The following is a 25300-nucleotide window of genomic DNA, read 5'->3' as shown; positions in this document are numbered from 1 at the left end:
GCGTCGCAGGCGGCGACGCCGGTGACCGCGGCCGGCGCCGGGGGCGCCGCGGGGCCGGGCCGGGACGGCCGGGTGGTGGCGCAGGCGGCCAGCAGCAGCGCGGCGCACAGCGGGAGCAGCAGGCGGATGCTCAAGGTGGAGAGCCCTCCGGGGCATGGACGGGCCGCCATGATATTCGCTTGCGCCTCGCTTCCGGGCATGCGCTGCGGTTATCATGCCGGCGCTGAGTTTGCCGGGGTCGCCAAGCACCGGTGACCCGATGCAGCCGATCCGCGATCTGCCTCATCTGTTCACCCCGGGGTTGTTTTCCTTTGCACACCAGTAAGCCGACCGGCGCAGTCCGCGACGGTCGAGTCTCTTTATACCCATGTGGAGTGATTCAAATGTCTGATCGTCAGATCGGTACCGTCAAGTGGTTCAACGACGCCAAGGGCTTCGGTTTCATCGCCCGCGACAATGGCCCGGACGTGTTCGTGCATTTCCGCGCGATCGCCGGCAATGGCTTCAAGAGCCTGCAGGAAGGCCAGCAGGTCAGCTTCAAGGTGGTGCAGGGCCAGAAGGGCCTGCAGGCCGACGAAGTGACCCCGGCCTGAGTTTCACGCGGGAGTCATCCGAAACCGGGCAGCAATGCCCGGTTTTTTCATGCCTGCCATTCGCGCAGGACGCCATTCGGACGGCTCCAGGGTAATGCCTGAAAATGCCTACAACGACGCAATTGGTGTCCGCGGACACTATCGGAAAATGACGCTTGACATCTCGCTTGCATTCCTGAAATTCCGTTATGCTTGCTCCACTGCGTCTGCTTGGCCACGTGCGTGCCCGGTATGGAACGGTTCCGATTCCATGTCGCTACACCCGATCCTGGCATGCCCAGTAAGCCGTCGGCCCGCGGGGCCGGCTTGTCTCAAGCGTCTGGAATGGATCGGAGTGTGTCATGTCGGATCGTGAAACAGGTACCGTCAAGTGGTTCAACGACGCGAAGGGGTTCGGCTTCATCAGCCGCGAGAACGGCCCCGACGTGTTCGTGCATTTTCGTGCCATCAGCGGCACGGGCTTCAAGAGCCTGCAGGAAGGCCAGAAGGTGACCTTCAAGGTCGTCAACGGCCAGAAGGGTCTGCAGGCCGAAGACGTCACGCCGGCTTGATCGCCGAATGGCAGGTTGAAAAGGCCGGCGTCCAGCCGGCCTTTTCTTTTGTGCGCGATCGTGGATTGCCGGCATTGAACCGGCGGATATCCACGGTCTGCGGTTTCAATGGCAGTCGGCCATGATTGCGGGAATCAAACGGGCGTCACGTGCGGCAGTGCGCCGTTGCTGCCCTTGATGTGGCGCCGTGGCGTCGGCACCTTAGGGGTCCTGCTTCCGCCACCGGTCCCGCGATGAAACTGTTCGAGCCTCTCCCGCAACGCAGCCTCAGCCTGCGCAACCGCATCGTGGTGTCGCCGATGTGCCAGTACTCGGCCGTCGACGGCGTGCCCGACGACTGGCACCTGGTGCACCTGGGCAGTCGCGCGGTGGGCGGAGCGGGCGTGGTGTTGTCCGAGGCCACCGCGGTCACGGCGCAGGGGCGCATCTCGGCCAGCGACACCGGCATCTGGAACGATGCCCAGGTCGCCGCGTGGCGGCCGATCACCGCCTTCATCGCGGCGCACGGCGCGATCCCCGGCGTGCAGTTGGCGCATGCCGGCCGCAAGGCCAGCGCGCAGCGGCCCTGGGAGGGTGGCGGCGCGCTGGGCGCGGCACAGGGCGCATGGACCACGGTGGCGCCGTCGGCGTTGCCGTTCGATGCCGGCTGGCACACGCCGGAGGCACTGGATGCGGCCGGCATCCGTGGGTTGGTCGCCGACTTCCGGGCGGCGGCGCAGCGTGCGCTGGCCGCCGGCTTCCAGCTGATCGAGCTGCACGCCGCGCATGGCTACCTGCTGCACCAGTTCCTGTCGCCGCTCAGCAACCGGCGCGGCGACGAGTACGGCGGCAGTTTCGAGAACCGCACGCGCCTGGTGCGCGAGGTCATCACCGCCGTGCGCGAGGTGTGGCCGGCGGAGCTGCCGCTGTGGCTGCGCATTTCGGCCACGGACTGGGCCGAGGGCGGCTGGGACGTGGAACAGAGCGTGCGGCTGGCGCGCGAGGTGAAGCCGCTGGGCGTGGACCTGATCGACGTCTCCAGCGGCGGCCTGGTGCCGCACGTGAAGATCCCGCTGGCGCCGGGCTACCAGGTGCCGTTCGCCGCCCGGGTGCGCCGCGAGGCCGGCATCGCCACCGGCGCGGTGGGCCTGATCACCGGGGCGCGCCAGGCCGCCGACATCGTGGACAATGGCGAGGCCGACGTGGTGCTGATCGCCCGCGAGAGCCTGCGCGATCCGTATTTCCCGCGCCGGGCCGCGCAGGAGCTGGGTGCGCAGTTGCCGGCGCCGGCGCAATATCTGCGGGCATGGTGAGCGGAGACCACCGATGAATGCACAACCCACCCTGATCGACGGCCGCCTGCACGACCTGGGCGAAGGCTTCACCGTGCGTCGGCTGCTGCCGGTGCTGCAGGCACGCCACGTGGGGCCGTTCGTGTTCTACGACCACATGGGGCCGGTGGATTTCCCGCCCGGCCGCGGCATGGACGTGCGGCCGCACCCGCACATCGGCCTGGCCACGGTGACCTGGTTGTTCGACGGGGCGATCCGTCATCGCGACAGCCTGGGCAGCCTCGCCGACATCCGCCCCGGCGCGGTGAACTGGATGACCGCCGGCCGCGGCATCGTGCACTCCGAGCGTACGCCGCCGGAGGCGCGCGCCGCGGGACAGCGCATGCACGGCATCCAGGTGTGGGTGGCGCTGCCGCGCGGGCACGCGGAGGCGGAACCCGCGTTCCACCATCACGAGGCCGAGGCCTTGCCGCGCATCCGCCAGCCGGGCGTGGAGCTGGTGCTGATCACCGGCACCGGCTGGGGCGCCGCCTCGCCGGTGCAGGTGTACGCGCCCATGTATTTCGCCGAGGCGCGGCTGGAGGCCGGCGCGGAACTGGCCTTGCCGGCGGAACATGCCGAGCACGGCGTGCACGTGATCGAGGGCGAGGCGGATTGGGGCGGCTTGTCGCTGGAGCCGGGACGGATGGCGGTGCAGGCGGGCACGCCGCCGCCGCTCAAGGCACGCCGCGCCTGCCGCGTGATGCTGTTCGGCGGCGCGCCGCTGGATGGCGAGCGCCACCTGTGGTGGAACTTCGTGGCCGCCGACCCCGCGCGCATCGAACAGGCCAAGGCCGACTGGCGGGAAGGGCGCTTCGCCAAGGTGCCGGGCGACGAGCAGGACTTCATTCCGCTGCCGCCGGGTTAGGAGGCCGCCCATGTCCGGGTTCGCCAGCTTCCGCGCGTTCTACCCGTACTACCTCGGCGAACACCGCCAGCGGCTGTGCCGGCGCTGGCATTTCATCGGCAGCTCGCTGGTGCTGCTGATCCTGGCGCTGGCGGTCGCCGGCCGGCATTGGGCCTGGCTGTGGCTGCTGCCGGTGGCGGGCTACGGTTGCGCGTGGATCGGCCACTTCGTGTACGAGAAGAACCGCCCGGCCACGTTCCGCCATCCGCTGTACAGTCTGATGGGCGACTGGGTGATGTACGCGCAGATGCTGCGCGGCAAGCTCAGTTTCTGAGCGGCGCCGCGTTCAGCGGTACTGGTCGTGGCAGCTCTTGCAGGTCTCGCCCACCGGCTTGAGCGCGGTGGCCAGCGCCGCGCAGGTGGCGGGCGCGGATACCGTGGCCTGCTGCAGGCGCGTCTGCAACTGGTTCGCGTCGTCGACGAAACCCTTCTCGCTCATGCCGAAGGTGGGCAGGATGTCGGTGGCGGTGGACTGCAGGCGCAGCAGGTGGTGCTGGATCGTGGCCGCGTCGCACTTCTGCGTCTTCATCGCCTGCTTCAGCTCGCCCATGTGGTAGCCCATGGTGTGCATCACCGCCCCGGGCATGGGATTGCGTGCGGCCAGCGCGTTCATCACCTGGGAGGTGCCGATCACGCCGATGACCAGGCCGAGCAGGATCAGGAGGGCAGCGCGCATCGCGGGGATTCCTTGCGGGGAGTCGATCCCGCAGCATACCCGGATCGCCGTGACGGGGCGATACAATTGCCGGCTCGCACGGTGCGCGGTCCTGCCGTCGCGCCGTGCCATGCCACCAGGGTCCAGCCATGAGCGAGTCCGCCTATCCGCACGAACGCTTCGCCGGCGTCGAACGCCTGTACGGCGCCGGCAGCGTGGCGAAGCTGGCGCAACGCCACGTCTGCGTGGTGGGCGTGGGCGGCGTGGGTTCGTGGGCAGCGGAGGCGCTGGCGCGCAGCGGGGTGGGGCGGCTCACCCTGATCGACGCCGACGAGGTGTGCGTGTCCAACACCAATCGCCAGATGCATGCGCTGGACGGCGAATACGGCAAGCCCAAGGTGGGCGTGATGGCGGCGCGGCTGCACGCGATCAATCCGGCGCTGCGGCTGGAGGCGATCGAGCGCTTCCTCACCACCTCCACGCTGGACGAGCTGCTGGACCGCGGCTACGACGCGGTGCTGGATGCCTGCGACGCGTTCCGCGTGAAGCTGGAGATGATCGCCTGGTGCCGCCGGCGCAAGCTGCCCATCGTCACCGTGGGCTCGGCCGGCGGGCGCACCGATCCCACGCAGATACGCGTGCGCGATCTCTCGCGCACCGAACACGATGCGATGTTCAGCCTGATCCGGAAGAAGCTCCGCGCCGATTTCAATTTTCCGCGCAGCCCGCAGCGCTACTTCGGCGTGCCGGCGGTGTATTCGCTGCAGAACGTGCAATACCCGCAGCCGGACGGCAGCGTCTGCGGCATCCGCCCGCCGGGCGGCGACGCGCTCAACCTGGCTTGCGGCGGCGGCCTGGGCGCGGCCACCCACATCACCGGCGCGTTCGCGTTCGCGGCGGTTGGGAAGGTGCTGGAGCGGCTGCTGCAGGCGGACGGCGTGGCGCGCTGAACGCCGTCAGCGGCGGGCGACGCTCCGGACCCCGACCTCTTCGGTGCCCAGGACCTGGTTGCCGCCGGATTGCTTGGCCCGGTACATCGCGCGGTCGGCAGCCCGGATGAGGCTGTCGCTGTCCGCGCCATCGGCGGGGAAGATCGCCACGCCTATGCTGGCCGGGATGCGCAGCTGGTGGCCGGGCAACTGGAACGGCGACGTCAGCGCCTCGCGTATCCGCTCCGCGATGTCACGACCCTGCGCGGGCGAGGCCAGCGCGTCCAGCAGCACAATGAACTCGTCGCCGCCGATGCGGCCGGCGACATCGTTTTCGCGCAGGCAGCCGCGGATGCGCGCGGCCACTTCGCACAGCAGCAGGTCGCCCGCGGGATGGCCGTGGCGGTCGTTGACCTGTTTCAAGCTGTCCAGGTCCAGATAGAGGAGCGCCGCGTGCGTCTTCCGCATGGCGGCGGTCGCCAGTGCCGCGTCCAGGCGGCGGCGGAACAGGACGCGGTTGGGCAGGTCGGTCAGCGGATCGTGCAGGGCCAGATGCTGCAGCTTCGCCTGGGCCTTGGCCCGCTCGATCACGTTGCCCACCTGCGTGGCGACGAATTGCAGCAATGTTTTCGCATCGCCACCGGCGGTCTTGTCGCGGTATTCGAGCACCAGCACGCCGATCGGGCCATCCTTTTCCGACAGCGGCACGCCCAGCCAGTGCGCGGTGCGTTCCCCCGCCGGCGTCTCCGCATGGATGGCCTGCCCGGTGCGGATCACCGTGGCGATGCGCGCATGCATGGCGGGACTCACCGGCCCGGCTGCATGTTTCCGGCCCATGTACGGAAAGCGCAGGCGATGGTCCCCGCGATCGTCCACCGCGACGAGCAGGTCCGCGCCGGGCAGCACCCCGTCGATGATGCGGTGCAGTTGCTCGAACAGGGCGGGCAGCTCCCGGGCGGCGTGCGCCGCCTCGGAAACCGCATGCAGCGCCAGCCGCATGGACTCGCCGCGCTTCAGCGCGGTGATGTCGTGGGCGACGGCGATGCGCACGCGGTCGGCTCCCGACCAGCGGGCCGACCACATGATGTGCACCACTTCGCCGTCCTTGCGCAGGTAGCGGTTCTGGAAGTTCGCCTCCGGCTGGCCGGCCATGATCGCCGCGGCGGTGCGCAGCGTGAGCGCGCGGTCCTCCGGGTGCACGAGGTCGATCATGGGCTTGCCGATCACCTCGGCCGGGGCATAGCCGAAAATGCGCTCGAAAGCGGCGCTGACGAACACATAGCGACCTTCCGCGTCCACGACGCAGACGGCGTCCAGCAGCAGGTCCAGGATATTGTCCAGCGGCGTGAGGGCGGTCGTTTCCATCGCATTCGGCGGGTCGTGGCGTTGCTGCAGGACCGGCATGCACGACCTGTGCCAGCCGCGGCGGCCGGGACCGCCCGTGCCGCGGGTCTTCCGCATGCGGCCGGCGGCGCATCGCCGGCCGGGCAGGCTGCGCGCCCGGGCAGCCTGCCGGTGCCGGGCTTACCAGCCCATGTAGTGGCCGCCGTTGATCGCGAGGTTGGCGCCGGTGATCCAGCTCGCCTCGTCGCCGGTGAAGAAGGCGACCGCATGGGCGATTTCCTCCGGCTTGCCGAGGCGGCCGACCGGGATCTGCGCCACGATCTTCTCGCGCACCTCTTCCGGCACCGCCATCACCATGTCGGTGCCCACGTAGCCGGGGGAGACGGTATTGACGGTGATGCCGAACTTCGCGTTCTCCTGCGCCAGCGAAATCGTGAAGCCGTGCATGCCGGCCTTGGCGGCGGCGTAGTTCGCCTGGCCGTACTGGCCCTTCTGGCCGTTGATCGAGCTGATCTGCACGATGCGGCCCCACTTGCGGTTGCGCATGCCCTCGATCACCTGGCGGGTGACGTTGAAGCAGGCGTTCAAGTTGGTGTTGATCACATCCGTCCACTGCTGGTAGTTCATCTTGTGGAACGTGGTGTCGCGGGTGATGCCGGCGTTGTTGACCAGGATGTCGATGCCGCCCAGCTTGCCGGTGATCTCGTGCACCATCGCTTCGCACGAGGCCGGGTCGGACACGTCGCCCGCCACCATGCACACATCGATACCGTCGGCGGCCATGGCGTTGCGCCAGGCCTCGGCTTTTTCCGGGTTCCGGTAGTTCGTGGCCACGCGATGCCCTTGCCGGGCCAGGTAGCGAACGATGGCGCTGCCGATTCCGCCGGTGCCGCCGGTGATCAGTGCGGTGCGTTGTGTCATGTCTTCGTCTCCATGAGAAATCGCCGATAGCCTCGCGTGTTCCGACCGGCCCGGGTCGGGCCTTTCGCCATGCATGTCCATCCGGCCTGGCGAATCGCCTGCGCAACGGGTGCCGTTGCGGCGCGATTGCGGCGCATCGGGACAACGGTCTCCTTATAGCGGTTTACGCCACGGAACGACCGCTGCAATGCGGCAAACGCGCCGGGTCGAAATGTTCCCGCGCCTGCGCCAGCAAAGCGGCGACGTCGCGGGCGTCGTCCGCCGCGGGCAGGCCGAGGAAGGCGAGGGCGCGGCGCAGCGCTGGCAGCGGGTCGCCGGGGTCGACCGGATGCGCCTGCGTGGACTTCGACAGCTTGGCGCCGCTGGCGTCCAGCGCCAGCGGCAGGTGCAGATAGCGCGGCGTCGGCAGGCCCAGCAGCCGCTGCAGCCAGACCTGCCGCGGCGTGGAATCGAGCAGGTCGCAGCCGCGCACCACTTCGGTGATGCGCTGGAAGGCATCGTCCACCACGCAGGCGAACTGGTAGGAATACAAACCCTCCACGCGGCGTATCACGAAATCGCCCGCGCTCTCGCGCAGGTTCTGTCGCTGCGGACCTTGCAGCGCGTCGTCGAACGCGATCTCCACGTCGGGCACGCGCAGGCGCCAGGCCGATGCGCGGCCGGGGTCGGGCGGCGCCACGCAGCGGCCGTCGCGATGCAACCCGTCGCCCGCGGCGAGATCGCTGCGGCTGCACCAGCAGGGAAACACCGCGCCGGCCTCCTGCAGCCGCGTGAAGGCCGCGTCGTAGGCCGCCAGTCGCTGCGACTGGTACAGCACCGGTTCGTCCGCCACGAAGCCGAACGCCGGCAATGCGGCAAGGATGGCCGCTGCCGCGCCGGGCGCCTCGCGCAGCGGGTCGATGTCCTCCATGCGCAGCAGCCAGCGGCCCCCCGCATGGCGCGCGCACAGCCAGCTGCCCAACGCGGCGACCAGCGAGCCGAAATGCAGGCGGCCGGTGGGGGAGGGAGCGAAGCGTCCACGGTAATCCATCCGTGGCAGTCTGCCTGCACGGAAACGCGCTGGCGAGAGGGTGCGGTCGCTTGAAACCGGGCGCGCACGTCTCCATTAACATGGCGTTTCCCCACTCCTCCCACGTGACTGCCGGAAAGAGACAGCCATGCGCCGAATCGTCCTGTTCCTTGCTACCAACATCGCCGTCCTGCTGCTGCTGAGCATCGTCTGCCACCTGTTCGGGGTGGACCAGATGGCCGCCGCGCAGGGGCTGGGCGGCAGCACCGGCCTGCTGATCTACGCCGCGGTGTTCGGCATGGGCGGCGCCTTCATCTCGCTGGCCATGTCCAAGTGGATGGCCAAGATGTCGACCGGCGCGCGGGTGATAACCCAGCCCGCGAACGAGGCCGAGCGCTGGCTGGTCGAGACCGTGCGCCGACATGCGCAGAACGCCGGCATCGCGATGCCCGAGGTGGCGATCTACGACGCGCCCGAAATGAACGCCTTCGCCACCGGCATGACGAAGAACAGCTCGCTGGTGGCGGTGAGCACCGGCCTGCTCGAACAGATGGACCGCGAGCAGGTCGCCGCCGTGCTCGGCCACGAGATCGGCCACGTCGCGAACGGCGACATGGTGACCATGGCGCTGATCCAGGGCGTGCTGAACACGCTGGTGATCCTCGCCGCGCGTGTCGTGGGCCGGCTGGTCGACAGCTGGCTGTCCGGCGGCCGCGACGACAACCGCGGCAGCACCGGCATCGGCTACTTCGTCACCGTGATGGTGCTGCAGCTGGTATTCGGCCTGTTCGCCTCGATGGTCGTGATGGCCTTCTCGCGCTGGCGCGAGTTCCGCGCCGACGCCGCCGGCGCGCGACTGGCCGGCCGCGGCGCGATGATCTCGGCGCTGCAGCGGCTGAAGGGCGACCACGGCGAGAACACGCTGCCCAAGACACTGGCCGCGTTCGGCATCTCCGGGCCGCTGGCCCAGGGCTTCCAGCGCCTGTTCATGAGTCATCCGCCGCTGGACGAGCGCATCGCCGCGCTGCATAACGGCATGGCGAACGCCTGAGGCCCGCGGGCCGGCCCCGGCTGCGCGGGATGCCGCGCACTGCGCGTGTACTGCCTGGCCGGCCGACCCTCCCGGGAAAGGGACCATCTCTTTTTTGCTCAGATCCGGAAATCCTGCCGCAATGACCACCGTCGAAACCCGCAAGTTCGAAGCCGAAGTCGCCCAGGTCCTGCACCTGGTCACCCACTCGCTGTACTCGCACAAGGAGATCTTCCTGCGCGAGCTGGTCTCCAACGCCTCCGACGCCTGCGACAAGCTGCGCTTCGAATCCATCGGCAAGCCCGAACTGCTGGCCGGCGAAGGCGAGCTGCACATCGACGTGAGCTGGGACGAGGCCGCGCGCACCATCACCGTGCGCGACAACGGCATCGGCATGACGCGCGACGAAGTGGTGGCGAACATCGGCACCATCGCCAGCTCCGGCACGCGCCGCTTCCTGGAGGCGATGAGCGGCGAGCAGAAGGCCGACGCGCGCCTGATCGGCCAGTTCGGCGTGGGCTTCTATTCCGCGTTCGTGGTGGCCGACAAGGTCACCGTGCTGACCCGCCGCGCCGATGCGCCGGCCGGCGAGGGCGTGAAGTGGGAGAGCGACGGCAAGGGCGAGTACCTGCTGGAGCAGGTCGAGCTGGCCGAGCGCGGCACCGCGGTGACCTTGCACCTGAAGGCCGACGAGGACGAGTTCCTCAAGAGCTGGCAGCTGAAGTCGCTGATCCGCAAGTACTCCGACCACGTTGCCTTCCCGATACGCGTGCCGGTGGAGCAGGACGGCAAGCCCACCGACGAGTGGGAGACCGTCAACGACGCGTCCGCGCTGTGGACCCGGCCGAAGTCGGAGATCAGCGACGCGGACTACATCGGCTTCTACAAGTCGCTGGGCCACGACTTCAGCGATCCGCTGGCCTGGACGCACAACCGCGTCGAGGGCAGCCAGAGCTTCACCACGCTGCTGTACATTCCCGCGCAGCCGCCGTTCGACCTGATGATGGGCGGCCGCGACGAGCGCAAGGGCCTCAAGCTCTACATCAGGCGCGTCTTCATCATGGACGCGGCCGAGGAATTGCTGCCGAACTACCTGCGCTTCGTGCGCGGCGTGGTCGACGCCGACGACCTGCCGCTCAACGTCAGCCGCGAGATCCTGCAGCACAACCGCCAGCTGGAGCGCATCAAGGCCGCCTGCGTGAAGCGCGTGCTGGACCTGATCGAGAAGCTGGCGAAGGACGAGCCGGAGAAGTTCGCCACGTTCTGCAAGGCGTTCGGCAATACGCTGAAGGAAGGCATCAGCGAAGACGCGGGCAACCGCGAGCGCATCGCCAGGCTGCTGCGCTTCGCCTCCACCAAGGGCGAAGGCGCGAAGCAGGCGGTGTCGCTGGACGACTACATCGGCCGCATGGCCGTGGGCCAGGACGCGATCTGGTACGTCACCGCCGACAGCTACGCCGCCGCCGCCGGCAGCCCGCAACTCGAGGCATTCCGCGCCAAGGGCATCGAGGTGCTGCTGATGTTCGACCGCATCGACGAATGGATGGTCGGCTACCTCGGCGAGTACGAAGGCAAGAAGCTGCGCAACGTGGCCAAGGGCGAACTGCCGCTGGACGAGGCGGAGAAGCAGCGGCAGGAGGAAGTCGCGAAGGAGGCCGAGCCGCTGCTGAAGAAGCTGAAGGAGCTGCTGGGCGAACGCGTCGGCGACGTGAAGGTTTCCGCGCGCCTCACCGATTCGCCGTCCTGCCTTGCGCTGGGCGACTACGAGATGGCGCCCCACCTCGCCCGCCTGCTGCGCGAGGCCGGCCAGGACGTGCCCGAGAACAAGCCGGTGCTGGAGATCAATCCGGGCCACCCGCTGCTGAAGCGCGTGGAAGCCGAGGCCGACGAAGCCAAGGCGAAGGACCTCGCCAGCCTGCTGCTGGAACAGGCCGAGATCGCCGCGGGCGCCCCGTTGTCCGATCCGGCTGCGTTCGTGCAGCGGATGAACCGGGTGCTGCTGGGCGGTTGAGGCGCGCGTTGCGGATCGAACACGAAAAAGCCCGTCGCGTGCGACGGGCTTTTTCGTGGCCTTGCGTCCGGCTTACTGCGCGCGCACCGGCGGCGCCGACAGGTTGGCGGGGCCGGGCGGCGTGTTCTGGATCGCGGGCGTCGGCGTCGGCGGGCTGTTTTCCCGGTAGGTCGGGCGATAGCCGTCGTTGAGGCGGTGGACCGGCAACGGTTCCCGGAAGCGCGCGGGCGGGATGTCCTGGTTCGCCAGCGCCAGGCGGTCGCCGTCCAGGTGCACCCAGTACCAGGTGCCGGACGGCACCGGCGCGGTCGAGACGTAGTCGAACCAGGCGTCGTAGTCGCCGCTGCTGCGCGGCTCGGTCCGCAGCGCCACGTTCATGATGAACTGGCTGGGGATCGCCTTGCCCTGCTTGTCGACGGCGGGTTTGCTGATCATCTCGTCGAGGTTCGCCCGCAGCAGCCGATCGAGCTTGAGCGGAAGCCGGTAGGCCGGGGAGACCTGGGTGACCTTGCCGTGGGCGTCCACCCGCATCAGCACCGGTTCGAGCCGGTGGGGAAACTGGTTGAGCGATATCGTGCCGTCGGCCAGCGCGCCGGCGCTGCCCAGCAGGGCGACGAGCATGACGGAAGCAGGCAGCGATCGCATGTCCTTCTCCTTGCGGCAGTCGGTTGCTGCCCGATTACTCCGCGCCACTGGCCGAGTCAAGCGGCAGGGCGGCACGTTCCGTGGTTGCAGCGTGGAGCCCTCACTCCGCCGGCTTCTTCCGCCGCCGTGGCTTCTGTTCCGCCGCCGCCAGCAGTTGCTGCAGGTAGGCGATGCCTTCCTCCTCGGGGAAGAACGCCACCACGTCGGCCACGCTCAGCCCGTGGCGCTCGCGCAGCGCGAGGAACTCCTCGCGGGCGCGGGCGATGCGCGCGGCTTCGGCGGCCTTCTTGCCCAGCGGCTTGGGCCTGGGTTCGGGTCTGGCCGGTTTCGGCGCGGGCTGGCTCTGCTCCAGCGCGGCCAGCTCGGCCTGGAACTGGCGGAAGTCGTAGGGCTTGGAACTCATGGCTCAGGCGTGGTCAGGGGGCTGAACATTCTTGCATGCCGGAGGCGTCGCGCCGAGGACTTCCGGCGGTCGGCGGGATCGCGTCTAATGTGGCGCTGTTTCATGCGAAACCTCCGTGATGAGCGCGTTGCTGCTGCTGTTCCTCTGCCTGGTGCTGGGCATCCTGGTCCGTCGTTTCGCGCAGCCGCCGGCCGGCATCGTGCACGGGCTGAACTGGTGGGTGCTGAACATCGCGCTGCCGGCGCTGGTGCTGGAGCTGGTTCCGCGGCTGAAGCCGGATGCCACGCTGTGGTTCCCGGTGGCGGCGATGTGGGTGGTGTTCTTCGGCGCGTGGCTGCTGTTCGCGTGGCTGGGCCCGCGGCTGGGCTGGTCGCGCGGGCGCACAGGCGCACTGGTGCTGGTGTGCGGGCTGGGGAATACCTCGTTCATGGGCTACCCGCTGCTGCAGGCGCTGCACGGCGACGCGGGCCTGACGCTGGCCGTGGTGGCCGACCAGCTCGGGTGCTTCCCGCTGCTGGCCTCGGTGGGCGTGGTGGTGGCCTGCCTGTACGCCGGGCGCGCGGCCGATCCGCGCCGGATCGTTCGCCGCATCGTCACGTTCCCCGCGTTTGTCGCGCTGGTGGTGGCGATAGTCGCGGGCCTGCTGGGTGGCTGGCCGGCCGTGCTGGACGGCGTGTTCAAGCCGCTGGGGGAGACGATGACGCCACTGGCGCTGTTCTCGGTGGGCTTGCAGTTCCGGCTGCAGGCCGGCCAGGGCCTGCTGGGCGCAACCGCGTGGGGACTGGGCTGGAAGCTGCTGCTGGCGCCGGCGCTGTGCTGGGCGCTGGGCGTCGCCACCGGCGTGGGTGGCCTGGTGCTGACGGCCGGCGTGCTGCAGGCGGCGATGGCGCCGATGGTGTCGGCCGCCATCCTGGCCGACGAGTACGGGCTGGATCCGAAACTGGCGAATACCGTGCTGGGTGCGGGCATCGTGTTGTCCCTGCTGACGGTGCCGCTGATGAACCTGGGACTGCCCAGCGGTTAGCCGGCAGGATGCAGCCGCGGCGGATGCCAGCCCCGGAGCGTCGTGTCCATGCACGGGTCGAGGATGGCCTGCACGCGAGCGTGGCGTCCAGCGGTTGGTCATGGCGGGCTCGACGGGAATCGGGGCGATAATGCCGCCGATGAATGTCCCACATGCTGATCATCCGACTGGAATGCGCGCCGACGCGTGGCTGTGGGTTGCACGTTTCTTCAAGACGCGTGGCCTCGCCAAGCAGGCGATCGACGGCGGCAAGATCGACGTCAACGGTGGTGGCTGCAAGCCGGCCAAGCTGTTGCATGCGGGCGACGCGCTGAAGATCAGCCGTGGCGAGGAGCGGCTGGAAGTCGAGGTGCTGGCGCTGGCAGTCAAGCGCGGTCCGGCCAGCGTGGCGCAGGCGCTGTACCGCGAGAGCGAAGCCAGCAAGCTGGCGCGCGAGGCGCAGCGCGAACAGCGCCGGCTGGTCGGCGTGCAGGCGCCGCGCCAGCGCCCCGACAAACACGCACGCAGGGAATTGCGTCGATTGAAGGACGATCCGGGCCGTCCTTGAACTGGTTCCGGGCAGTGCATCGCAGATTGCGCCAGGGTTCTGCCCCACCATTCGCGGCAACGCCGAGTCACGCCGAGTCCGTGACCCTCACTTGGCGGGGATGACTTCAGGGAGCCTTGCGATGAACGGCATGGGATTCTTCAGGCGATGGCTGGGTGGCGCCGCTGCTGCGGTGCCACGGCCAGACAGCCAGCGGCAGGCGCCGCGGGGCACGCGCATGCTGGTGGTGGACGATTCCCCCACGATCTGCGCCGTACTTGGCCGCATGCTGGAGCAGTGCGGCTATGCCGTGCAGAAGGCCGCCGACGGCGAGCGTGCGCTCGAGTTGGCGAAGGCCGAACTGCCTGAACTGATCTTCCTCGACATCGTGTTGCCTGGCATCAACGGCTTCGCGGTGCTGCGCGCGCTGCGCCACGACCCGCTCACTGCACACATCCCGATCGTGATGATCAGCGGCAATTCGCAGGCCACCGAGCAGTTCTACGTGCAGCGCTACGGTGCCGACGATTTCATGAAGAAGCCCTTTGGTTGTACCGAAGTGATGGCCAGCATCGACGCATTGGTGCGTGCCGGTCGCATGCCGGCGCGCGACGTCGCGTTCGAGCGGCTGGTCGCGCAAGGCTTGCCGCTGGCTACCCATGACGTAGTGGCAGGCATGGCTACCTGAAGCAGGCCGGCCGGGAGCCCCACTCTCCGGCGCCGAGTCTGCGGGAACCGCAAACGAACAAGGCCGCCGGTTGACCACCCGGCGGCCTTGTTCGTTTCGCATCCTCCTCCTGTCCGGTGTCGCAGTGCCTGCGGCACGGGACGCGAAGGGCTTACCAGTCGTACTTCACGCTGAACTGGCCATAGCGCGGAGCCTCGCTGCCCACCGGCAATTTGTAGCTGGTGTTCGGCGCAGCCGTCGAGCCATAGGAGCTGGTATAGGCCGTGGTTGCCTGCTCGTTGAACACGTTGAGTACCTGCATCTGGAGGGTCAGATGCTTGCCGGCCCATGCAGGGATGTAGGTCAACGACAGATTGAGCTGGTGGGTCCACGGCGTGCTGCCCGCGTCCCCCGGACGCGCCGGCCGGCCGCCGCACCAGTGGTAGCCCGAACCGTAGCCGATCGGGTTGGTCTGGTTCGGGCCGTAGTAACCCGCGCAGGTGAACGGCGCACCCGACTGGATGATGTACGTGCCGCTGACCAGCCATTCCGGCGTGACCGCATAGGTGCCGTACGCCTTCAGCGTGTGCTTGTGCATGTTCGGAAGGTCGCCGTTGGCATACTCCATGATCTCGGGGTAGTCCCAGGCCGTGGAGATCGAGCCGGACGCATGGCCGCCGGACGCGGCCGAGGCGTTGGAGATCTGGCCTGACCACGACTCGGTCGGACCTTCCGTGGTGCCGTAGCTCTTGGTGAACATGTAGTCGATCTTGCCCATCCACTTGCCGTCCCACGGATGTTCCAGGGACTCTTCCAGGCTGTAGTACTTGCGGAACGCCGCAGGAAAGCCGACCAGGCCGTCCGAGGCATTGCCAACGGCCGTATGCGGGTTCCACGTATAGGTTCCATAGCGCGTGCAGGTGGGATTGAGCGCGCCGTCGTCCGCCAGGCAGTAGCGCAGGGTGTTGCTGCGCCCCGGGTTGACCAGTACATCCGTCTCCGTGGCATAGATGAGCGGATTCGTGTCGGCATCGGCCGGCAGCTGGATGGCGCCGGTGTCGTCCACGATGTCGTTCATTTTCGAGTAGGTGGCCTGCGAGGTCCACACCAGCGACTGGCCGAAGGCGTTGAATGCCTTCTGGAAGCCCAGCACGTACTCGTCCTGGTACATCGGCTTCAGGTCGGTCGCGGCGACGAGCGTCGGATCCTTCGGAACGCCGGTTTCGCCGTCGGGCGAGTACGCCGCGCTGGTCGGAAGCTGGGTAAGGCCCTGCGGCAGGCCGTTCGCATCGATGGATGTATAGGTATAGAACGTTTCGAGGTAGGCATTGTTGCCTGCCATGCGCGTGCCCAGGCCCGACGGCAGCGCGAGGTAGTAGCGGCCCGCGTTGCCGTACAGCTTGGCGCTGCTGTCGCCGAAGATGTCCCAGCTGAAGCCAAGGCGCGGCGCCCATTGCGGCTTGGTTTCGCGGATGTAGGCCTGCATCTCCGGGTTGTAGTTCGTGAACTGGTCGTTGCGCAGGCCGAGGTTCAGCATCAGGTTCGGCGTCACCTGCCAGTTGTCCTCGATGTATTGCGCCTTCTGCATCACGGTGAACGAGGCCGTACCGCCATAGGTGAGCCTGCCCACGTAGTAGCCCTGCGGGTTGCTGGGGGATACCGCGGTGGGAACGCATATGCCCTGGCCATTGCAGGCCAGGGTCGGCGAGGTGAGATTCGACTGCTGGCCGTAGGACCAGTAGTAGCCCGGGCCGACGGTGACTTTGCCGTCGTCGATATCGGTGCTGCGCTGGTTGTCGATGCCGAACTTCAGGTCGTGGTTGCCCAGCTTCCAGTCCAGGTCGACACGGAGGTTGTTCGACGCCGACCGGTGGCCTGCGGAGGGCAGGGTGCTGGGATTGAGGTTGTAGTTGCCGAAGCCCGGGGTCGCCGGGTTCTGGCCGCCGATGGCGCCCTGGCCGCCCATGCTGGGCAGCGCCGGATCGTAACCAGGGTAAGCCACGGCCTGGTCGAAGTAGGTGCTCTTCATCTTGCCGCCCAGCACGCTCAGCGTGACGTTGTCGGTGATGTAGGAGGTGTACTTCAGGATGCCGATGTCGAACTTGCTCGAATACAGCGGATTGTTGACCTTTACGAAACTCCCCACGCTGTTGGTGGCGTAGTTGTAGCTGTAGAGGTTGTTCGCGGTGTCCTCGACCTTGCTGGAGGCGTAAGTGGCCTCCAGCGTGTTGCTGTCGTTGATGTTCCAATCCAGCTTGCCGTAGAACTTCGGCGAGGACTGGCCGTGCGAGCTCCAGGTCGACTTCCCCGTCGACGTGGCCAGGCCGGCGCTGGTGGCGTTGGCTTGCTGGGTCTCGGCGGTCAGGTAGAAGAACAGCTTGTCCTTGATCAGCGGTCCCGACACGTAGGCATCGTAGATCCGCGTCCAGGACTCGTTCTGCGAACGCGGCTGGCGGAGATCGCCGTATTGCTGGCCCGTCTGGCGCGGCAGCGCGTTCGGGTTGGCGTAGTAGTAGTTGTCGTAGCTGCTCTGTGCCCAGCCTGGTGCCCAGGTGGCATAGACGCCGGCATGGAAGTCGTTGCCGCCACGCTGGCCCACCTGGCTGATCACGCCGCCGGTGGAGCGGCCGTATTCGGCGCTGTAACCGGAGGTGATGGTCTGCTGCTCGGCGATCGCGAAATAGGGCAAGGCGATGCCGCCGGCATTGCCCACCGGATCGGTGGTGTTGAAACCGTTGATGTAGTACGCGTTTTCCACCACGGAGTCGCCGCCGAACGAGATCAGCGGGGTGCCGGCCGGGCCGTGGCCCAGGCTGGCATTGCCGCCGGCCGTGCCGGGCGCCAGCAGGGCGATGGATTCGGCGTTGCGGGCCAGCGGCAGCAACTTCAGGTCCCGCGAGGTGATCACCGAAGTCTGGCGGGTCGAGGACACGTCGATCGCGGGGATCGAGTTGGCGGTGACGGTGACGCCGGACAGGTTCTGCACGCTCTTGCCGGTCTCGGCCGCGGTAAACGGCACCGCGCCGCCGCCCGCCACGCTCACCTGCACGTGGTCGTGCACGGCAAGCACGTTGCCGCCCTGCATCAGCGATACGGTGTAGCTGCCCACCGGCAGTTGGTTGGCGCTGAAACGCCCCGTGCCGTCCACTGCCACTTCGCGGGTGAGGCCGGTCTGCTTGTTGACGATGCGGACCGTTTCGCCCACTGCCGCCGGCGCGGTGCCGAAGATCGAGCCGGTCGTTCCCTGGCCATGTGCCAGGCTGCTGACACCCAGACTCATGGCGAGAGCCACGGCCAGGGCGTTGCGACGGTGTTGGTTCCCACGCATGACTTGCTTGTTCATTCGTTTTTCTCCCCATCTGGTGCCCGCTACGGGCAGATGAAACCGACAGGGTCAACTCGCCGGGCTCCCTTCGGGTACGCCGAGGCTATAAATATCGAAAGAAATCGACAAATAATAAAAATTTATGAAAGAACAAACGATTTACATATCATGTTGCTTGTCTTTCGATTGAGCTGACCGATGGTCGCCGAGGTTCCGGCAGCGGATGTCGGTGCGCGGCGCCGAAGGAGGCTGGGATTGGCCGGCTCCAGTTCGGTTGGCCCGCAGCGGCATGCGCCGTCATGGCGGACCGTGCGTGCGCCGATGGCCCCTCGGGCAGGAGGCGGGCAACGCTTCACGGTCCGCGACTCTGCCGGGCAAGACGCCGAGCCGGAATGGTTGCGGGCAGCGTTTCGTTGCCGGCAACTCCGTCAGGAGGCCGCTCGTGTCACCCAGACACGCGACGCCTGTGGCAGAGGGCGGGTGATTCCGGCTCGCGTCGCGCGGATCAGTCGATCAGCTCGTGCGCCGTGGCGCGCGCCGCCGCGCGGATCTCGTCGCGGAGGGCGTCGTCCTCGACGGTGCGCGCCAGCACCATGCCGCCCACGCACAGCGCGGCGAGGGCGAGTCCGCGCTGGCGCGCGGCTTCGCTGTCGGCGGATGCGCCGACGCCTTGCGCGAGCATTCCGGCCATGCGCTCCAGCAAGCCGCGATAAGCGTCTTTCACGCCGGGGCCCGCACGTGCCACGTCGGAGGGCAGGGCGATCATCGGGCAGTGGCCCTCGATGTCGTCCAGGTGTTCGCGCGAGAGATAGACGTCGACCATCTGCCGGGCGAACGCCGTCCCGCGGCGCGCCGGGTCGAAGTCCAGGTCCGGCCAGCGTTCGACCGGGTTGAAGTCACGGTACGTCGCCACCGCTTCCACGAACAGCTCCTCCTTGGTGCGGAAGTGGTTGTAGAAGCCCCCGCGCGTGAGTTCCGCGCTGGCCATGATCTCGTCGATGGAGACCTCGCTGAAGCCACGGCGGTTGAACAGCACGCGTGCGCGCTCGACGATGCGCGCGCGGGTCTTCTGCTTGTGTTCGGCGCTGTACGGCATGGCGGTTTCCTCCGGTGCCGCCACAGCGTAGCGCCGGGATTGAATATGTTCTTGAACATATATTGATGCGGCGCAGACTTTGGGCATCCAACCCCGAGAGGAGCGCCCCATGAAGCTGTATTACGCCGAGGTCTTCAATCCCCGCCGGGCCTGCGCCGTGGCGAAATACCTCGAGGCACCGGTCGAGTGGATGCGCGTCGACCTTGCGCGTGGCGAACACAAGCAGCCGCCGTACCTCGCGCTCAATCCCAATGGCAAGGTGCCGGTGCTGACCGACGGCGTGCTGCGACTGTGGGAGGCCGACGCGATCATGGTGCATCTGGCGATGCAGGCCGGCTCGGCGTTGTGGCCGTCGGTTCCCGCGGCGCAGGTCGAAGCCATGCGCTGGTTGTCCTGGAACCAGGCGCATTTCCTGCGACATGGCGGTGCGCTGTACTTCGAGTACGTGATCAAGCCCTGGGTGGGTATGGGCGAAGCGGATGCAGCCGCGGTGGCCGAAGCGGGCAAGTTCTTCCGGCAGTTTGCGGCCGTGCTCGACACCCACCTGGCTGCGCACGAATGGCTGGTGGGCGAGCAACTCGGCGTGGCGGATTTCGCCGTTTCCACGCCGCTGGGCTGGGCGAAGGAAGCGCGGCTGCCGCTGGACGGCTTCGAGCACATCGCTCGCTGGCACCGGCAATTGCAGGCCCTGCCGGCATGGCGCGAGCCGTTCCCGGCCATGCCTGCCGCCGAAGCCGAGGCCTGAACCATCAACGCAGAGGTGGATGATGCGCAGACTGATTGCTTTCGACATGGTGACGCTGGACGGCTGCTACGCCAGCACAGACGGCGATTTCAGCTGGACCCATCGGCGCGAGCGCGATGCGGAATGGGACGCCTTCGTGCAGGGCAATGCGGACAGCGGCGGCGAGCTGGTGTTCGGGCGCGTCACCTACCAGATGATGGCTTCATGGTGGCCCACGCCGGCGGCAGCTCAGAACGAGCCGGCGGTGGCCGAACGGATGAACGCGCTGCCGAAATTCGTCTGTTCGCGCACGCTGCGCGAAGCGGCATGGAACAACACCGCCGTGCTGGAGGGCGACGCGATACCGCGGCTGCGGGCGCTGAAAAGCGAACCCGGCGCGGACCTGGTGATCCTCGGCAGCGGCGAACTGGTGGCCTCGCTGGGGCCGGCCGGACTGATCGACGAATACCAGCTGGTGATCGTCCCGGTCGTGCTGGGCAGGCGTGGAAGGTCGTTGTTCGGCGGCTTCGCGGCCGGCATGGATTTGCGCCTTGCCCGGTCGCGGCGCTTCGGCAACGGCAACATGCTGCTGTGTTACGAGCCGCAGGGGCGCGTCGGCGACCCTTGAGGCGGCCTTCCCGGAGTCCCGCTTGCGCCCGTTCATGCCGGCAAGGAAACTGTTCCGACGCCGGCATCCCCGCCGGCGAAGGGGGAAGGGGATGGCCGGTTTCGGTTTGTTGCAGCGGCTGGTGGCCGGCGGCGAACGGCGCCACAGCGAACCGCGGGTGCGCGCGCCGGTGGCCAGCCGCGTGCTGGTGGTGGACGACTCCGCGACGATCTGCGCGGTGCTGGGCAAGATGCTGACCCAGGACGGCTACGAGGTCGTCAAGGCGGCCGACGGCGAAAGCGCGCTGGCGCTGGCGCGCAGCGTGCGGCCGCACCTGGTGTTCCTCGACATCGTGCTGCCCGGGATCTCCGGCTTCGAGGTGCTGCGCGCGATGCGGCGCGAACCGGCCACGCAGCGCACGCCCATCGTGATGATCAGCGGCAATGTGCAGGCCACCGAGCAGTTCTACGTGCAGCGCTACGGCGCCGACGATTTCATGAAGAAGCCGTTCGGTCGCGGCGAGGTGTTCGAGCGCATCCGCCAGCTGGTGCTGACCGGGCGCCTGCCGGCACGTGCGCCGGTACAGCAGCCGCAGCCGCCATCCGGCGTGAGCCAGGCCGAGTGGGATGCCATTCCCGATATCGGGATGCCGGACGAAGCCCATGTTGCGCATCGCGCAGCAACGAAGCCGGGCGATCCGCCGACGCCAGGCTCAGCGTAGGCCTTTCAACCGGTACAGCGCCTCCAGCGCATCGCGCGGCGTGAGCGCATCCGGATCGATCGCGTCCAGCGCATGCTCCACGGCGGAAGGCGCGGGTGGCGCGAACAGGCCGAGTTGTGGCGATGCTTCGGCAACGGGCGCCGCGCCGCCATGCGCATGCATGCCGCTCTCCAGCTTCGCCAGCGTGCGCCGCGCATCCGCGATCACCGCCTTGGGCAGGCCGGCCAGCGCCGCCACCTGCAGGCCGAAGCTGCGATTGGCCGGGCCGTCCTTCACCGCATGCATGAACACCAGTTGCTCGCCGTATTCCACGGCGTCGAGATGCACGTTTGCGATACCCGTGTATTCGCCCGCGAGTTCGGTCAATTCGAAGTAGTGTGTGGCGAACAGGGTGAAGGCGCGGCTCGTCGCCGCGAGATGCACCGCCGCGGCGCGCGCAAGCGCGAGGCCGTCGTAGGTGCTGGTGCCGCGGCCCACTTCGTCCATCAGCACCACGCTGTACTCGGTGGCGTTGTGCAGGATGTTGGCGGTCTCGCTCATTTCCACCATGAAGGTGGACTGGCCGCGCGAGAGGTCGTCGCCCGCGCCGATGCGGGTGAAGATGCGGTCGACGGGGCCGATCGTCGCGCGTGTCGCAGGCACGTAGCTGCCGATGTGCGCAAGCAGCACGATAAGCGCGTTCTGCCGCATGTAGGTGCTCTTGCCGCCCATGTTGGGGCCGGTGATTACCAGCATGCGGCGGTTGTCGTCGAGCCGCAGGTCGTTCGGCTCGAACGGTTCCTCGCGCACCTTTTCCACCACCGGATGGCGGCCGCGCTCGATCGCGATGCCGGGTTCGTCGGCGAGTTCCGGCGCGCTCCAGTCCAGCGTCTCGGCGCGTTCGGCGAGGGTGGCGAGCACGTCCAGTTCCGCGATGGCGGCGGCCGCCTGCTTCAGCGGCTCCAGCCGTTCGGTCAGCGTGTCGAGCAGCGCTTCGTACAGCGCGCGTTCGCGCATCAGCGAACGCTCCTTCGCGCTGAGCACCTTGTCCTCGAACTGCTTGAGTTCCTCGGTGATGTAGCGCTCGGCGTTCTTGGTGGTCTGGCGGCGCGTGTAATGCGTGGGCGCCTTGTCCGACTGCGCCTTGCTGATCTCGATGTAGTAGCCGTGCACGCGGTTGTAGCCCACCTTGAGCGTGGGGATGCCGCTGGCGGCCTTCTCGCGTTCCTCCAGTTCGACGAGGTACTGGTCGGCATGGGTGGAGAGCCGGCGCAGCTCGTCCAGCTCGGCGTCGTAGCCGTCCGCGATGACGCCGCCGTCGCGTTGCAGCGCCGGCGGCTGTTCGACGATGGCGCGCTGGAGGAGTGTCGCGGTCTCGGCGTGGTTGCCGATGCGTTCGACCAGCGCATGCAGCAGCGGACTGTCCAGGCCGGCGATGCGTTCGCGCAGCTCCGGCGCGGCCAGCAGGCCGTCCCTCAGGGTGGACAGGTCGCGCGGCCGCGCCGAGCGCAGCGCCACGCGGGCGAGGATGCGCTCCAGGTCGCCGATGCCGCGCAACTGTTCGCGCAGCGCTTCGTAGCGGCGGTTGTCGACCAGCGTGCCGATGGCCTGGTGGCGGCCACGCAGCAGTTCGCGCGAACGCAGCGGGCGATTCAGCCAGCGGCGCAGCAGGCGCGCGCCCATCGGCGTCACGGTTTCGTCCAGCACGCCGAGCAAGGTGTGTTCGGTGCGGCCGCTGGGATGCGTGTCCAGTTCCAGGTTGCGGCGCGTGGCGGCGTCCAGCGCGATGGTTTCGCTGGCCGATTCCACCGCCATGCCGCTGAGGTGCGGCAGCGCGCTCTTCTGGGTTTCCTCGACGTAGCCGAGCAGGCAGCCGGCTGCGCCGATGGCGAGCGGCAGCGCGTCCACGCCGAAGCCGCCGAGGTCGCGCGTGCCGAAGAAGCGGTTGAGTTCGCGCCGCGCCGCATCGGTTTCGAAATGCCATGGCGGCCGCTTGCGCAGGCCCGGCAGGGCGGCGACGAGCTTCGGCCACGCCACGCTTTCGTCCACCAGGGTTTCAGCCGGTTGCAAGCGCGCGAGTTCCGCCGCCAGCGCTTCCGCGTGCGGCACCTCGCTGAGCAGGAAACGGCCGCTGGACAGATCCACCCACGCGAGGCCGTAGCCGTCCTTCGCGCCCGCGGCGATCGCCAGCAGCAGGTTGTCGCGGCGTTCTTCCAGCAGCGCGGCGTCGGTCACCGTGCCCGGCGTGACCACGCGCACCACCTTGCGCTCCACGATGCCCTTGGCCAGCGCGGGATCGCCGATCTGCTCGCAGATCGCCACCGATTCGCCGAGGCGCACCAGCTTCGCGAGGTAATTCTCCACCGCGTGATAGGGCACGCCCGCCATCGGAATCGGCGCACCGGCCGACTGGCCGCGCTGGGTCAGCGTGATGTCCAGCAGCCGCGCCGCCTTGCGCGCGTCATCGTAGAACAGCTCGTAGAAATCGCCCATGCGGAAGAACAGCAGCACATCAGGATGCGCCGCTTTCGCGGTGAGGTATTGGCGCATCAAGGGCGTGTGCAGGGAGAGATCGTCGTGGCTCATGCGTGGCTGCGCGTGGGTGGAACAGGGTGGCCGATCCGCGTTAACGTGCTGGCCTTGAAGATCGGGAGTCTCGCATGGAGTCGCCGTCCGTTCCTACCGATGCCGAACTGCACGTGCTGGCGCAGGCGGTGGCGCAGGAAACGCTGCGCCGGCGCCGGATGCTGGTCACCGCCGAATCCTGCACCGGCGGCTGGATCGCCAAGGCGCTGACCGATCTGCCCGGCAGCTCGGCCTGGTTCGACGGCGGCGTGGTCACCTACAGCTACGAGGCGAAGCAGGCGCTGCTGGGCGTCAGTGCGCATACGCTGGAGCATGCGGGTGCCGTGAGCGAGGAGACCGCGCTGGAAATGGTTTCCGGCGCGATCGCCCGGTTCGGCGCGGGCGTGGCGGTGGCGGTGACCGGCATTGCCGGGCCGACCGGCGCCACGCCGGGCAAGCCGGTGGGTACGGTGTGGATCGCCTGGAAGTGCCGCGGCGGCTACGCCCGCGCGAGGCTGTTCCATTTCGACGGCGACCGCGAGGCGGTGCGCCGGCAGACCGTGGCCGCCGCGCTCGCCGGCCTGCGCGAAACCCTGACGGACTGAGGCGCCGCGGTCCGGCTGGCCGGCTTGACCGATATGGGATACTTCGTGATCCCAGCCCGTGAGACGCGATCCGGGCATCATGCCTTCCATTCACAGCCCAACCGGAACCAAGACGATGGATGACAACAAGCGCAAGGCGCTCGCCTCCGCCCTCGGCCAGATCGAAAAGCAGTTCGGCAAAGGCGCCGTGATGCGCATGGGCGATCGCACCAACGAGGCGATCGACACCGTTTCCACCGGTTCGCTGGGGCTGGACATCGCGCTGGGCGTGGGCGGCCTGCCGCGTGGCCGCGTGGTCGAGATCTACGGTCCGGAATCCTCGGGCAAGACCACGCTCACCCTGCAGGTGATCGCGAACTGCCAGAAGAACGGCGGCACCGCGGCCTTCGTCGACGCCGAGCACGCGCTGGACCCGTCCTACGCCGCCAAGCTGGGCGTGAACGTGGACGACCTGCTGGTCTCCCAGCCCGACACCGGCGAGCAGGCGCTGGAAATCGCCGACATGCTGGTGCGCTCGGGCGCGGTGGACGTGGTGGTGGTCGACTCGGTCGCCGCGCTCACGCCCAAGGCCGAAATCGAGGGCGAGATGGGCGATTCGCACGTGGGCCTGCATGCCCGCCTGATGAGCCAGGCGCTGCGCAAGCTCACCGCCAACATCAAGAAGTCCAACTGCCTGGTGATCTTCATCAACCAGATCCGCATGAAGATCGGCGTGATGTTCGGCAGCCCGGAAACCACCACCGGCGGCAATGCGCTGAAGTTCTACGCCTCGGTGCGCCTGGACATCCGTCGCATCGGCGCGGTGAAGAAGGGCGAGGAAGTGATCGGTTCCGAAACCCGCGTCAAGGTGGTCAAGAACAAGGTGGCGCCGCCGTTCCGCCAGGCCGAGTTCGAGATCCTCTACGGCGAGGGCAGCTCGCGCGAAGGCGAGATCATCGAGCTGGGCGTGGCGCAGAACCTGGTCGACAAGTCCGGCGCCTGGTACAGCTACAAGGGCGACCGCATCGGCCAGGGCAAGGAAAACGTCCGCCAGTTCCTCCGCGACAACCCCGCCATCGCCGACGAGATCGACCGCGAACTGCGCGCCCGCCTGCTGGTGGGCGGCAGCGGCAAGGGCACCACCGCTTCCGAGGAAGCGCTGGAGGAAGCCTGA

Annotated in this window: 25 protein-coding genes; 16 read left to right on the top strand and 9 right to left on the bottom strand. The window is 68.2% G+C overall.

Annotated elements, in window-relative coordinates:
• Nucleotides 1-383 precede the first annotated feature (383 nt).
• The 5 genes from PCA_RS10890 to PCA_RS10870 all read left to right on the top strand — a co-directional run bounded on the left by PCA_RS10890 (nucleotide 384) and on the right by PCA_RS10870 (nucleotide 3635).
• The gene (locus PCA_RS10890; RefSeq protein WP_181302635.1) at nucleotides 384-593 is read left to right on the top strand and encodes a cold-shock protein; all 210 of its coding nucleotides are present in this window, start codon (nucleotides 384-386) and stop codon (nucleotides 591-593) included.
• A 341-nt stretch (nucleotides 594-934) separates the two neighbouring features.
• Entirely contained in the window at nucleotides 935-1144 is a 210-nt protein-coding gene (locus tag PCA_RS10885; protein ID WP_181302634.1) for a cold-shock protein, read from the top strand.
• A 233-nt stretch (nucleotides 1145-1377) separates the two neighbouring features.
• Nucleotides 1378-2436: an NADH:flavin oxidoreductase/NADH oxidase gene (locus tag PCA_RS10880; protein ID WP_181302633.1), complete on the top strand. Its 1059-nt coding sequence runs from the start codon at nucleotides 1378-1380 to the stop codon at nucleotides 2434-2436.
• A gap of 13 nt (nucleotides 2437-2449) precedes the next feature.
• Entirely contained in the window at nucleotides 2450-3322 is an 873-nt protein-coding gene (locus PCA_RS10875) for a pirin family protein (RefSeq protein ID WP_181302632.1), read from the top strand.
• 10 nt (nucleotides 3323-3332) lie between these two features.
• Entirely contained in the window at nucleotides 3333-3635 is a 303-nt protein-coding gene (locus PCA_RS10870) for a DUF962 domain-containing protein (protein ID WP_181302631.1), read from the top strand.
• Nucleotides 3636-3647: 12 nt separating this feature from the next.
• Here PCA_RS10870 and PCA_RS10865 read toward each other — a convergent pair whose 3' ends face one another.
• A complete protein-coding gene (locus PCA_RS10865) occupies nucleotides 3648-4037 on the bottom strand; it encodes a cytochrome c (protein WP_181302630.1) in 390 nt (129 codons plus the stop codon).
• A gap of 128 nt (nucleotides 4038-4165) precedes the next feature.
• Here PCA_RS10865 and PCA_RS10860 point away from each other — a divergent pair, with 128 nt between their 5' ends.
• Nucleotides 4166-4966, top strand: coding sequence for a tRNA threonylcarbamoyladenosine dehydratase (locus PCA_RS10860; protein ID WP_181302629.1), 801 nt, complete (start codon nucleotides 4166-4168; stop codon nucleotides 4964-4966).
• Nucleotides 4967-4972: 6 nt separating this feature from the next.
• On the opposite strand, the gene PCA_RS10855 is transcribed toward PCA_RS10860, so the two are convergent.
• The 3 genes from PCA_RS10855 to gluQRS all read right to left on the bottom strand — a co-directional run bounded on the left by PCA_RS10855 (nucleotide 4973) and on the right by gluQRS (nucleotide 8240).
• Entirely contained in the window at nucleotides 4973-6310 is a 1338-nt protein-coding gene (locus PCA_RS10855; protein WP_181302628.1) for a GGDEF domain-containing protein, read from the bottom strand.
• 159 nt (nucleotides 6311-6469) lie between these two features.
• The gene (gene phbB / locus PCA_RS10850; RefSeq protein WP_181302627.1) at nucleotides 6470-7210 is read right to left on the bottom strand and encodes an acetoacetyl-CoA reductase; all 741 of its coding nucleotides are present in this window, start codon (nucleotides 7208-7210) and stop codon (nucleotides 6470-6472) included.
• A gap of 163 nt (nucleotides 7211-7373) precedes the next feature.
• Entirely contained in the window at nucleotides 7374-8240 is an 867-nt protein-coding gene (gene gluQRS, locus PCA_RS10845; protein WP_181302626.1) for a tRNA glutamyl-Q(34) synthetase GluQRS, read from the bottom strand.
• A 127-nt stretch (nucleotides 8241-8367) separates the two neighbouring features.
• Here gluQRS and htpX point away from each other — a divergent pair, with 127 nt between their 5' ends.
• Both htpX and htpG read left to right on the top strand, forming a co-directional pair.
• Nucleotides 8368-9270, top strand: coding sequence for a protease HtpX (gene htpX / locus PCA_RS10840; RefSeq protein WP_181302625.1), 903 nt, complete (start codon nucleotides 8368-8370; stop codon nucleotides 9268-9270).
• 121 nt (nucleotides 9271-9391) lie between these two features.
• Nucleotides 9392-11260, top strand: coding sequence for a molecular chaperone HtpG (gene htpG / locus PCA_RS10835; RefSeq protein ID WP_181302624.1), 1869 nt, complete (start codon nucleotides 9392-9394; stop codon nucleotides 11258-11260).
• Between the two features lie 72 nt (nucleotides 11261-11332).
• Here the strand turns inward: htpG and PCA_RS10830 are convergent, their stop codons facing one another.
• Nucleotides 11333-11905, bottom strand: a complete 573-nt coding sequence (locus PCA_RS10830) for a hypothetical protein (RefSeq protein WP_181302623.1) — start codon at nucleotides 11903-11905, stop codon at nucleotides 11333-11335.
• 100 nt (nucleotides 11906-12005) lie between these two features.
• Complete coding sequence (locus tag PCA_RS10825) at nucleotides 12006-12308, bottom strand: 2-hydroxyacyl-CoA dehydratase (protein ID WP_181302622.1); 303 nt, start codon at nucleotides 12306-12308, stop codon at nucleotides 12006-12008.
• Nucleotides 12309-12426: 118 nt separating this feature from the next.
• On the opposite strand from PCA_RS10825, the gene PCA_RS10820 reads away from it, so the two are divergent.
• From PCA_RS10820 to PCA_RS10810, 3 genes are all read left to right on the top strand, one after another.
• On the top strand, nucleotides 12427-13332 hold the full coding sequence (locus tag PCA_RS10820) for an AEC family transporter (protein ID WP_181302621.1): 906 nt from the start codon (nucleotides 12427-12429) through the stop codon (nucleotides 13330-13332).
• A 172-nt stretch (nucleotides 13333-13504) separates the two neighbouring features.
• Nucleotides 13505-13879, top strand: coding sequence for an RNA-binding S4 domain-containing protein (locus PCA_RS10815; RefSeq protein WP_181302620.1), 375 nt, complete (start codon nucleotides 13505-13507; stop codon nucleotides 13877-13879).
• A gap of 121 nt (nucleotides 13880-14000) precedes the next feature.
• Nucleotides 14001-14546 carry a response regulator gene (locus PCA_RS10810; RefSeq protein WP_181302639.1) on the top strand — a complete coding sequence of 182 codons (546 nt, stop codon included), beginning with the start codon at nucleotides 14001-14003 and terminating at the stop codon, nucleotides 14544-14546.
• Nucleotides 14547-14697: 151 nt separating this feature from the next.
• On the opposite strand, the gene PCA_RS10805 is transcribed toward PCA_RS10810, so the two are convergent.
• Nucleotides 14698-17805, bottom strand: a complete 3108-nt coding sequence (locus PCA_RS10805) for a TonB-dependent receptor (protein WP_181302619.1) — start codon at nucleotides 17803-17805, stop codon at nucleotides 14698-14700.
• Between the two features lie 550 nt (nucleotides 17806-18355).
• The gene (locus PCA_RS10800) at nucleotides 18356-18946 is read right to left on the bottom strand and encodes a TetR/AcrR family transcriptional regulator (RefSeq protein ID WP_181302618.1); all 591 of its coding nucleotides are present in this window, start codon (nucleotides 18944-18946) and stop codon (nucleotides 18356-18358) included.
• Nucleotides 18947-19055: 109 nt separating this feature from the next.
• Between PCA_RS10800 and PCA_RS10795 the strand changes: the two genes are divergently transcribed.
• The 3 genes from PCA_RS10795 (at nucleotide 19056) to PCA_RS10785 (ending at nucleotide 20998) form a co-directional block, all read left to right on the top strand.
• Complete coding sequence (locus tag PCA_RS10795) at nucleotides 19056-19691, top strand: glutathione S-transferase family protein (RefSeq protein ID WP_181302617.1); 636 nt, start codon at nucleotides 19056-19058, stop codon at nucleotides 19689-19691.
• Nucleotides 19692-19710: 19 nt separating this feature from the next.
• On the top strand, nucleotides 19711-20298 hold the full coding sequence (locus tag PCA_RS10790) for a dihydrofolate reductase family protein (RefSeq protein ID WP_219918731.1): 588 nt from the start codon (nucleotides 19711-19713) through the stop codon (nucleotides 20296-20298).
• Nucleotides 20299-20389: 91 nt separating this feature from the next.
• On the top strand, nucleotides 20390-20998 hold the full coding sequence (locus tag PCA_RS10785) for a response regulator (RefSeq protein WP_181302616.1): 609 nt from the start codon (nucleotides 20390-20392) through the stop codon (nucleotides 20996-20998).
• Here PCA_RS10785 and mutS read toward each other — a convergent pair.
• The gene (mutS, locus tag PCA_RS10780; RefSeq protein WP_181302615.1) at nucleotides 20990-23563 is read right to left on the bottom strand and encodes a DNA mismatch repair protein MutS; all 2574 of its coding nucleotides are present in this window, start codon (nucleotides 23561-23563) and stop codon (nucleotides 20990-20992) included. The two genes, PCA_RS10785 and mutS, sit on opposite strands and share 9 nt — an antisense overlap.
• Nucleotides 23564-23637: 74 nt before the next feature.
• Here mutS and PCA_RS10775 point away from each other — a divergent pair, with 74 nt between their 5' ends.
• Nucleotides 23638-24147, top strand: coding sequence for a CinA family protein (locus PCA_RS10775; RefSeq protein WP_181302614.1), 510 nt, complete (start codon nucleotides 23638-23640; stop codon nucleotides 24145-24147).
• 115 nt (nucleotides 24148-24262) lie between these two features.
• On the top strand, nucleotides 24263-25300 hold the full coding sequence (gene recA / locus PCA_RS10770) for a recombinase RecA (protein WP_181302613.1): 1038 nt from the start codon (nucleotides 24263-24265) through the stop codon (nucleotides 25298-25300).

This window comes from Rhodanobacter sp. PCA2 (assembly GCF_013620825.1).
Lineage (GTDB): Bacteria > Pseudomonadota > Gammaproteobacteria > Xanthomonadales > Rhodanobacteraceae > Rhodanobacter_A.
The sequence above is the reverse complement of the archived record's forward strand: the minus strand, read 5'-3'. Positions and strand labels throughout refer to the sequence as shown.

Coding starts and splice junctions, on each gene's coding strand:
- PCA_RS10885 (WP_181302634.1), top strand. CDS start 935: ATGTCGGATCGTGAAACAGGTACCGTCAAGTGGTTCAACGACGCGAAG.
- PCA_RS10870 (WP_181302631.1), top strand. CDS start 3,333: ATGTCCGGGTTCGCCAGCTTCCGCGCGTTCTACCCGTACTACCTCGGC.
- PCA_RS10820 (WP_181302621.1), top strand. CDS start 12,427: ATGAGCGCGTTGCTGCTGCTGTTCCTCTGCCTGGTGCTGGGCATCCTG.
- PCA_RS10855 (WP_181302628.1), bottom strand. CDS start 6,310: ATGGAAACGACCGCCCTCACGCCGCTGGACAATATCCTGGACCTGCTG.
- htpG (WP_181302624.1), top strand. CDS start 9,392: ATGACCACCGTCGAAACCCGCAAGTTCGAAGCCGAAGTCGCCCAGGTC.
- PCA_RS10890 (WP_181302635.1), top strand. CDS start 384: ATGTCTGATCGTCAGATCGGTACCGTCAAGTGGTTCAACGACGCCAAG.
- PCA_RS10775 (WP_181302614.1), top strand. CDS start 23,638: ATGGAGTCGCCGTCCGTTCCTACCGATGCCGAACTGCACGTGCTGGCG.
- PCA_RS10830 (WP_181302623.1), bottom strand. CDS start 11,905: ATGCGATCGCTGCCTGCTTCCGTCATGCTCGTCGCCCTGCTGGGCAGC.
- PCA_RS10795 (WP_181302617.1), top strand. CDS start 19,056: ATGAAGCTGTATTACGCCGAGGTCTTCAATCCCCGCCGGGCCTGCGCC.
- PCA_RS10880 (WP_181302633.1), top strand. CDS start 1,378: ATGAAACTGTTCGAGCCTCTCCCGCAACGCAGCCTCAGCCTGCGCAAC.
- PCA_RS10825 (WP_181302622.1), bottom strand. CDS start 12,308: ATGAGTTCCAAGCCCTACGACTTCCGCCAGTTCCAGGCCGAGCTGGCC.
- PCA_RS10800 (WP_181302618.1), bottom strand. CDS start 18,946: ATGCCGTACAGCGCCGAACACAAGCAGAAGACCCGCGCGCGCATCGTC.
- PCA_RS10875 (WP_181302632.1), top strand. CDS start 2,450: ATGAATGCACAACCCACCCTGATCGACGGCCGCCTGCACGACCTGGGC.
- htpX (WP_181302625.1), top strand. CDS start 8,368: ATGCGCCGAATCGTCCTGTTCCTTGCTACCAACATCGCCGTCCTGCTG.
- PCA_RS10865 (WP_181302630.1), bottom strand. CDS start 4,037: ATGCGCGCTGCCCTCCTGATCCTGCTCGGCCTGGTCATCGGCGTGATC.
- PCA_RS10810 (WP_181302639.1), top strand. CDS start 14,001: ATGAACGGCATGGGATTCTTCAGGCGATGGCTGGGTGGCGCCGCTGCT.
- PCA_RS10790 (WP_219918731.1), top strand. CDS start 19,711: ATGATGCGCAGACTGATTGCTTTCGACATGGTGACGCTGGACGGCTGC.
- mutS (WP_181302615.1), bottom strand. CDS start 23,563: ATGAGCCACGACGATCTCTCCCTGCACACGCCCTTGATGCGCCAATAC.
- phbB (WP_181302627.1), bottom strand. CDS start 7,210: ATGACACAACGCACCGCACTGATCACCGGCGGCACCGGCGGAATCGGC.
- PCA_RS10860 (WP_181302629.1), top strand. CDS start 4,166: ATGAGCGAGTCCGCCTATCCGCACGAACGCTTCGCCGGCGTCGAACGC.
- gluQRS (WP_181302626.1), bottom strand. CDS start 8,240: ATGGATTACCGTGGACGCTTCGCTCCCTCCCCCACCGGCCGCCTGCAT.
- recA (WP_181302613.1), top strand. CDS start 24,263: ATGGATGACAACAAGCGCAAGGCGCTCGCCTCCGCCCTCGGCCAGATC.
- PCA_RS10785 (WP_181302616.1), top strand. CDS start 20,390: ATGGCCGGTTTCGGTTTGTTGCAGCGGCTGGTGGCCGGCGGCGAACGG.
- PCA_RS10815 (WP_181302620.1), top strand. CDS start 13,505: ATGCGCGCCGACGCGTGGCTGTGGGTTGCACGTTTCTTCAAGACGCGT.
- PCA_RS10805 (WP_181302619.1), bottom strand. CDS start 17,805: ATGAGTCTGGGTGTCAGCAGCCTGGCACATGGCCAGGGAACGACCGGC.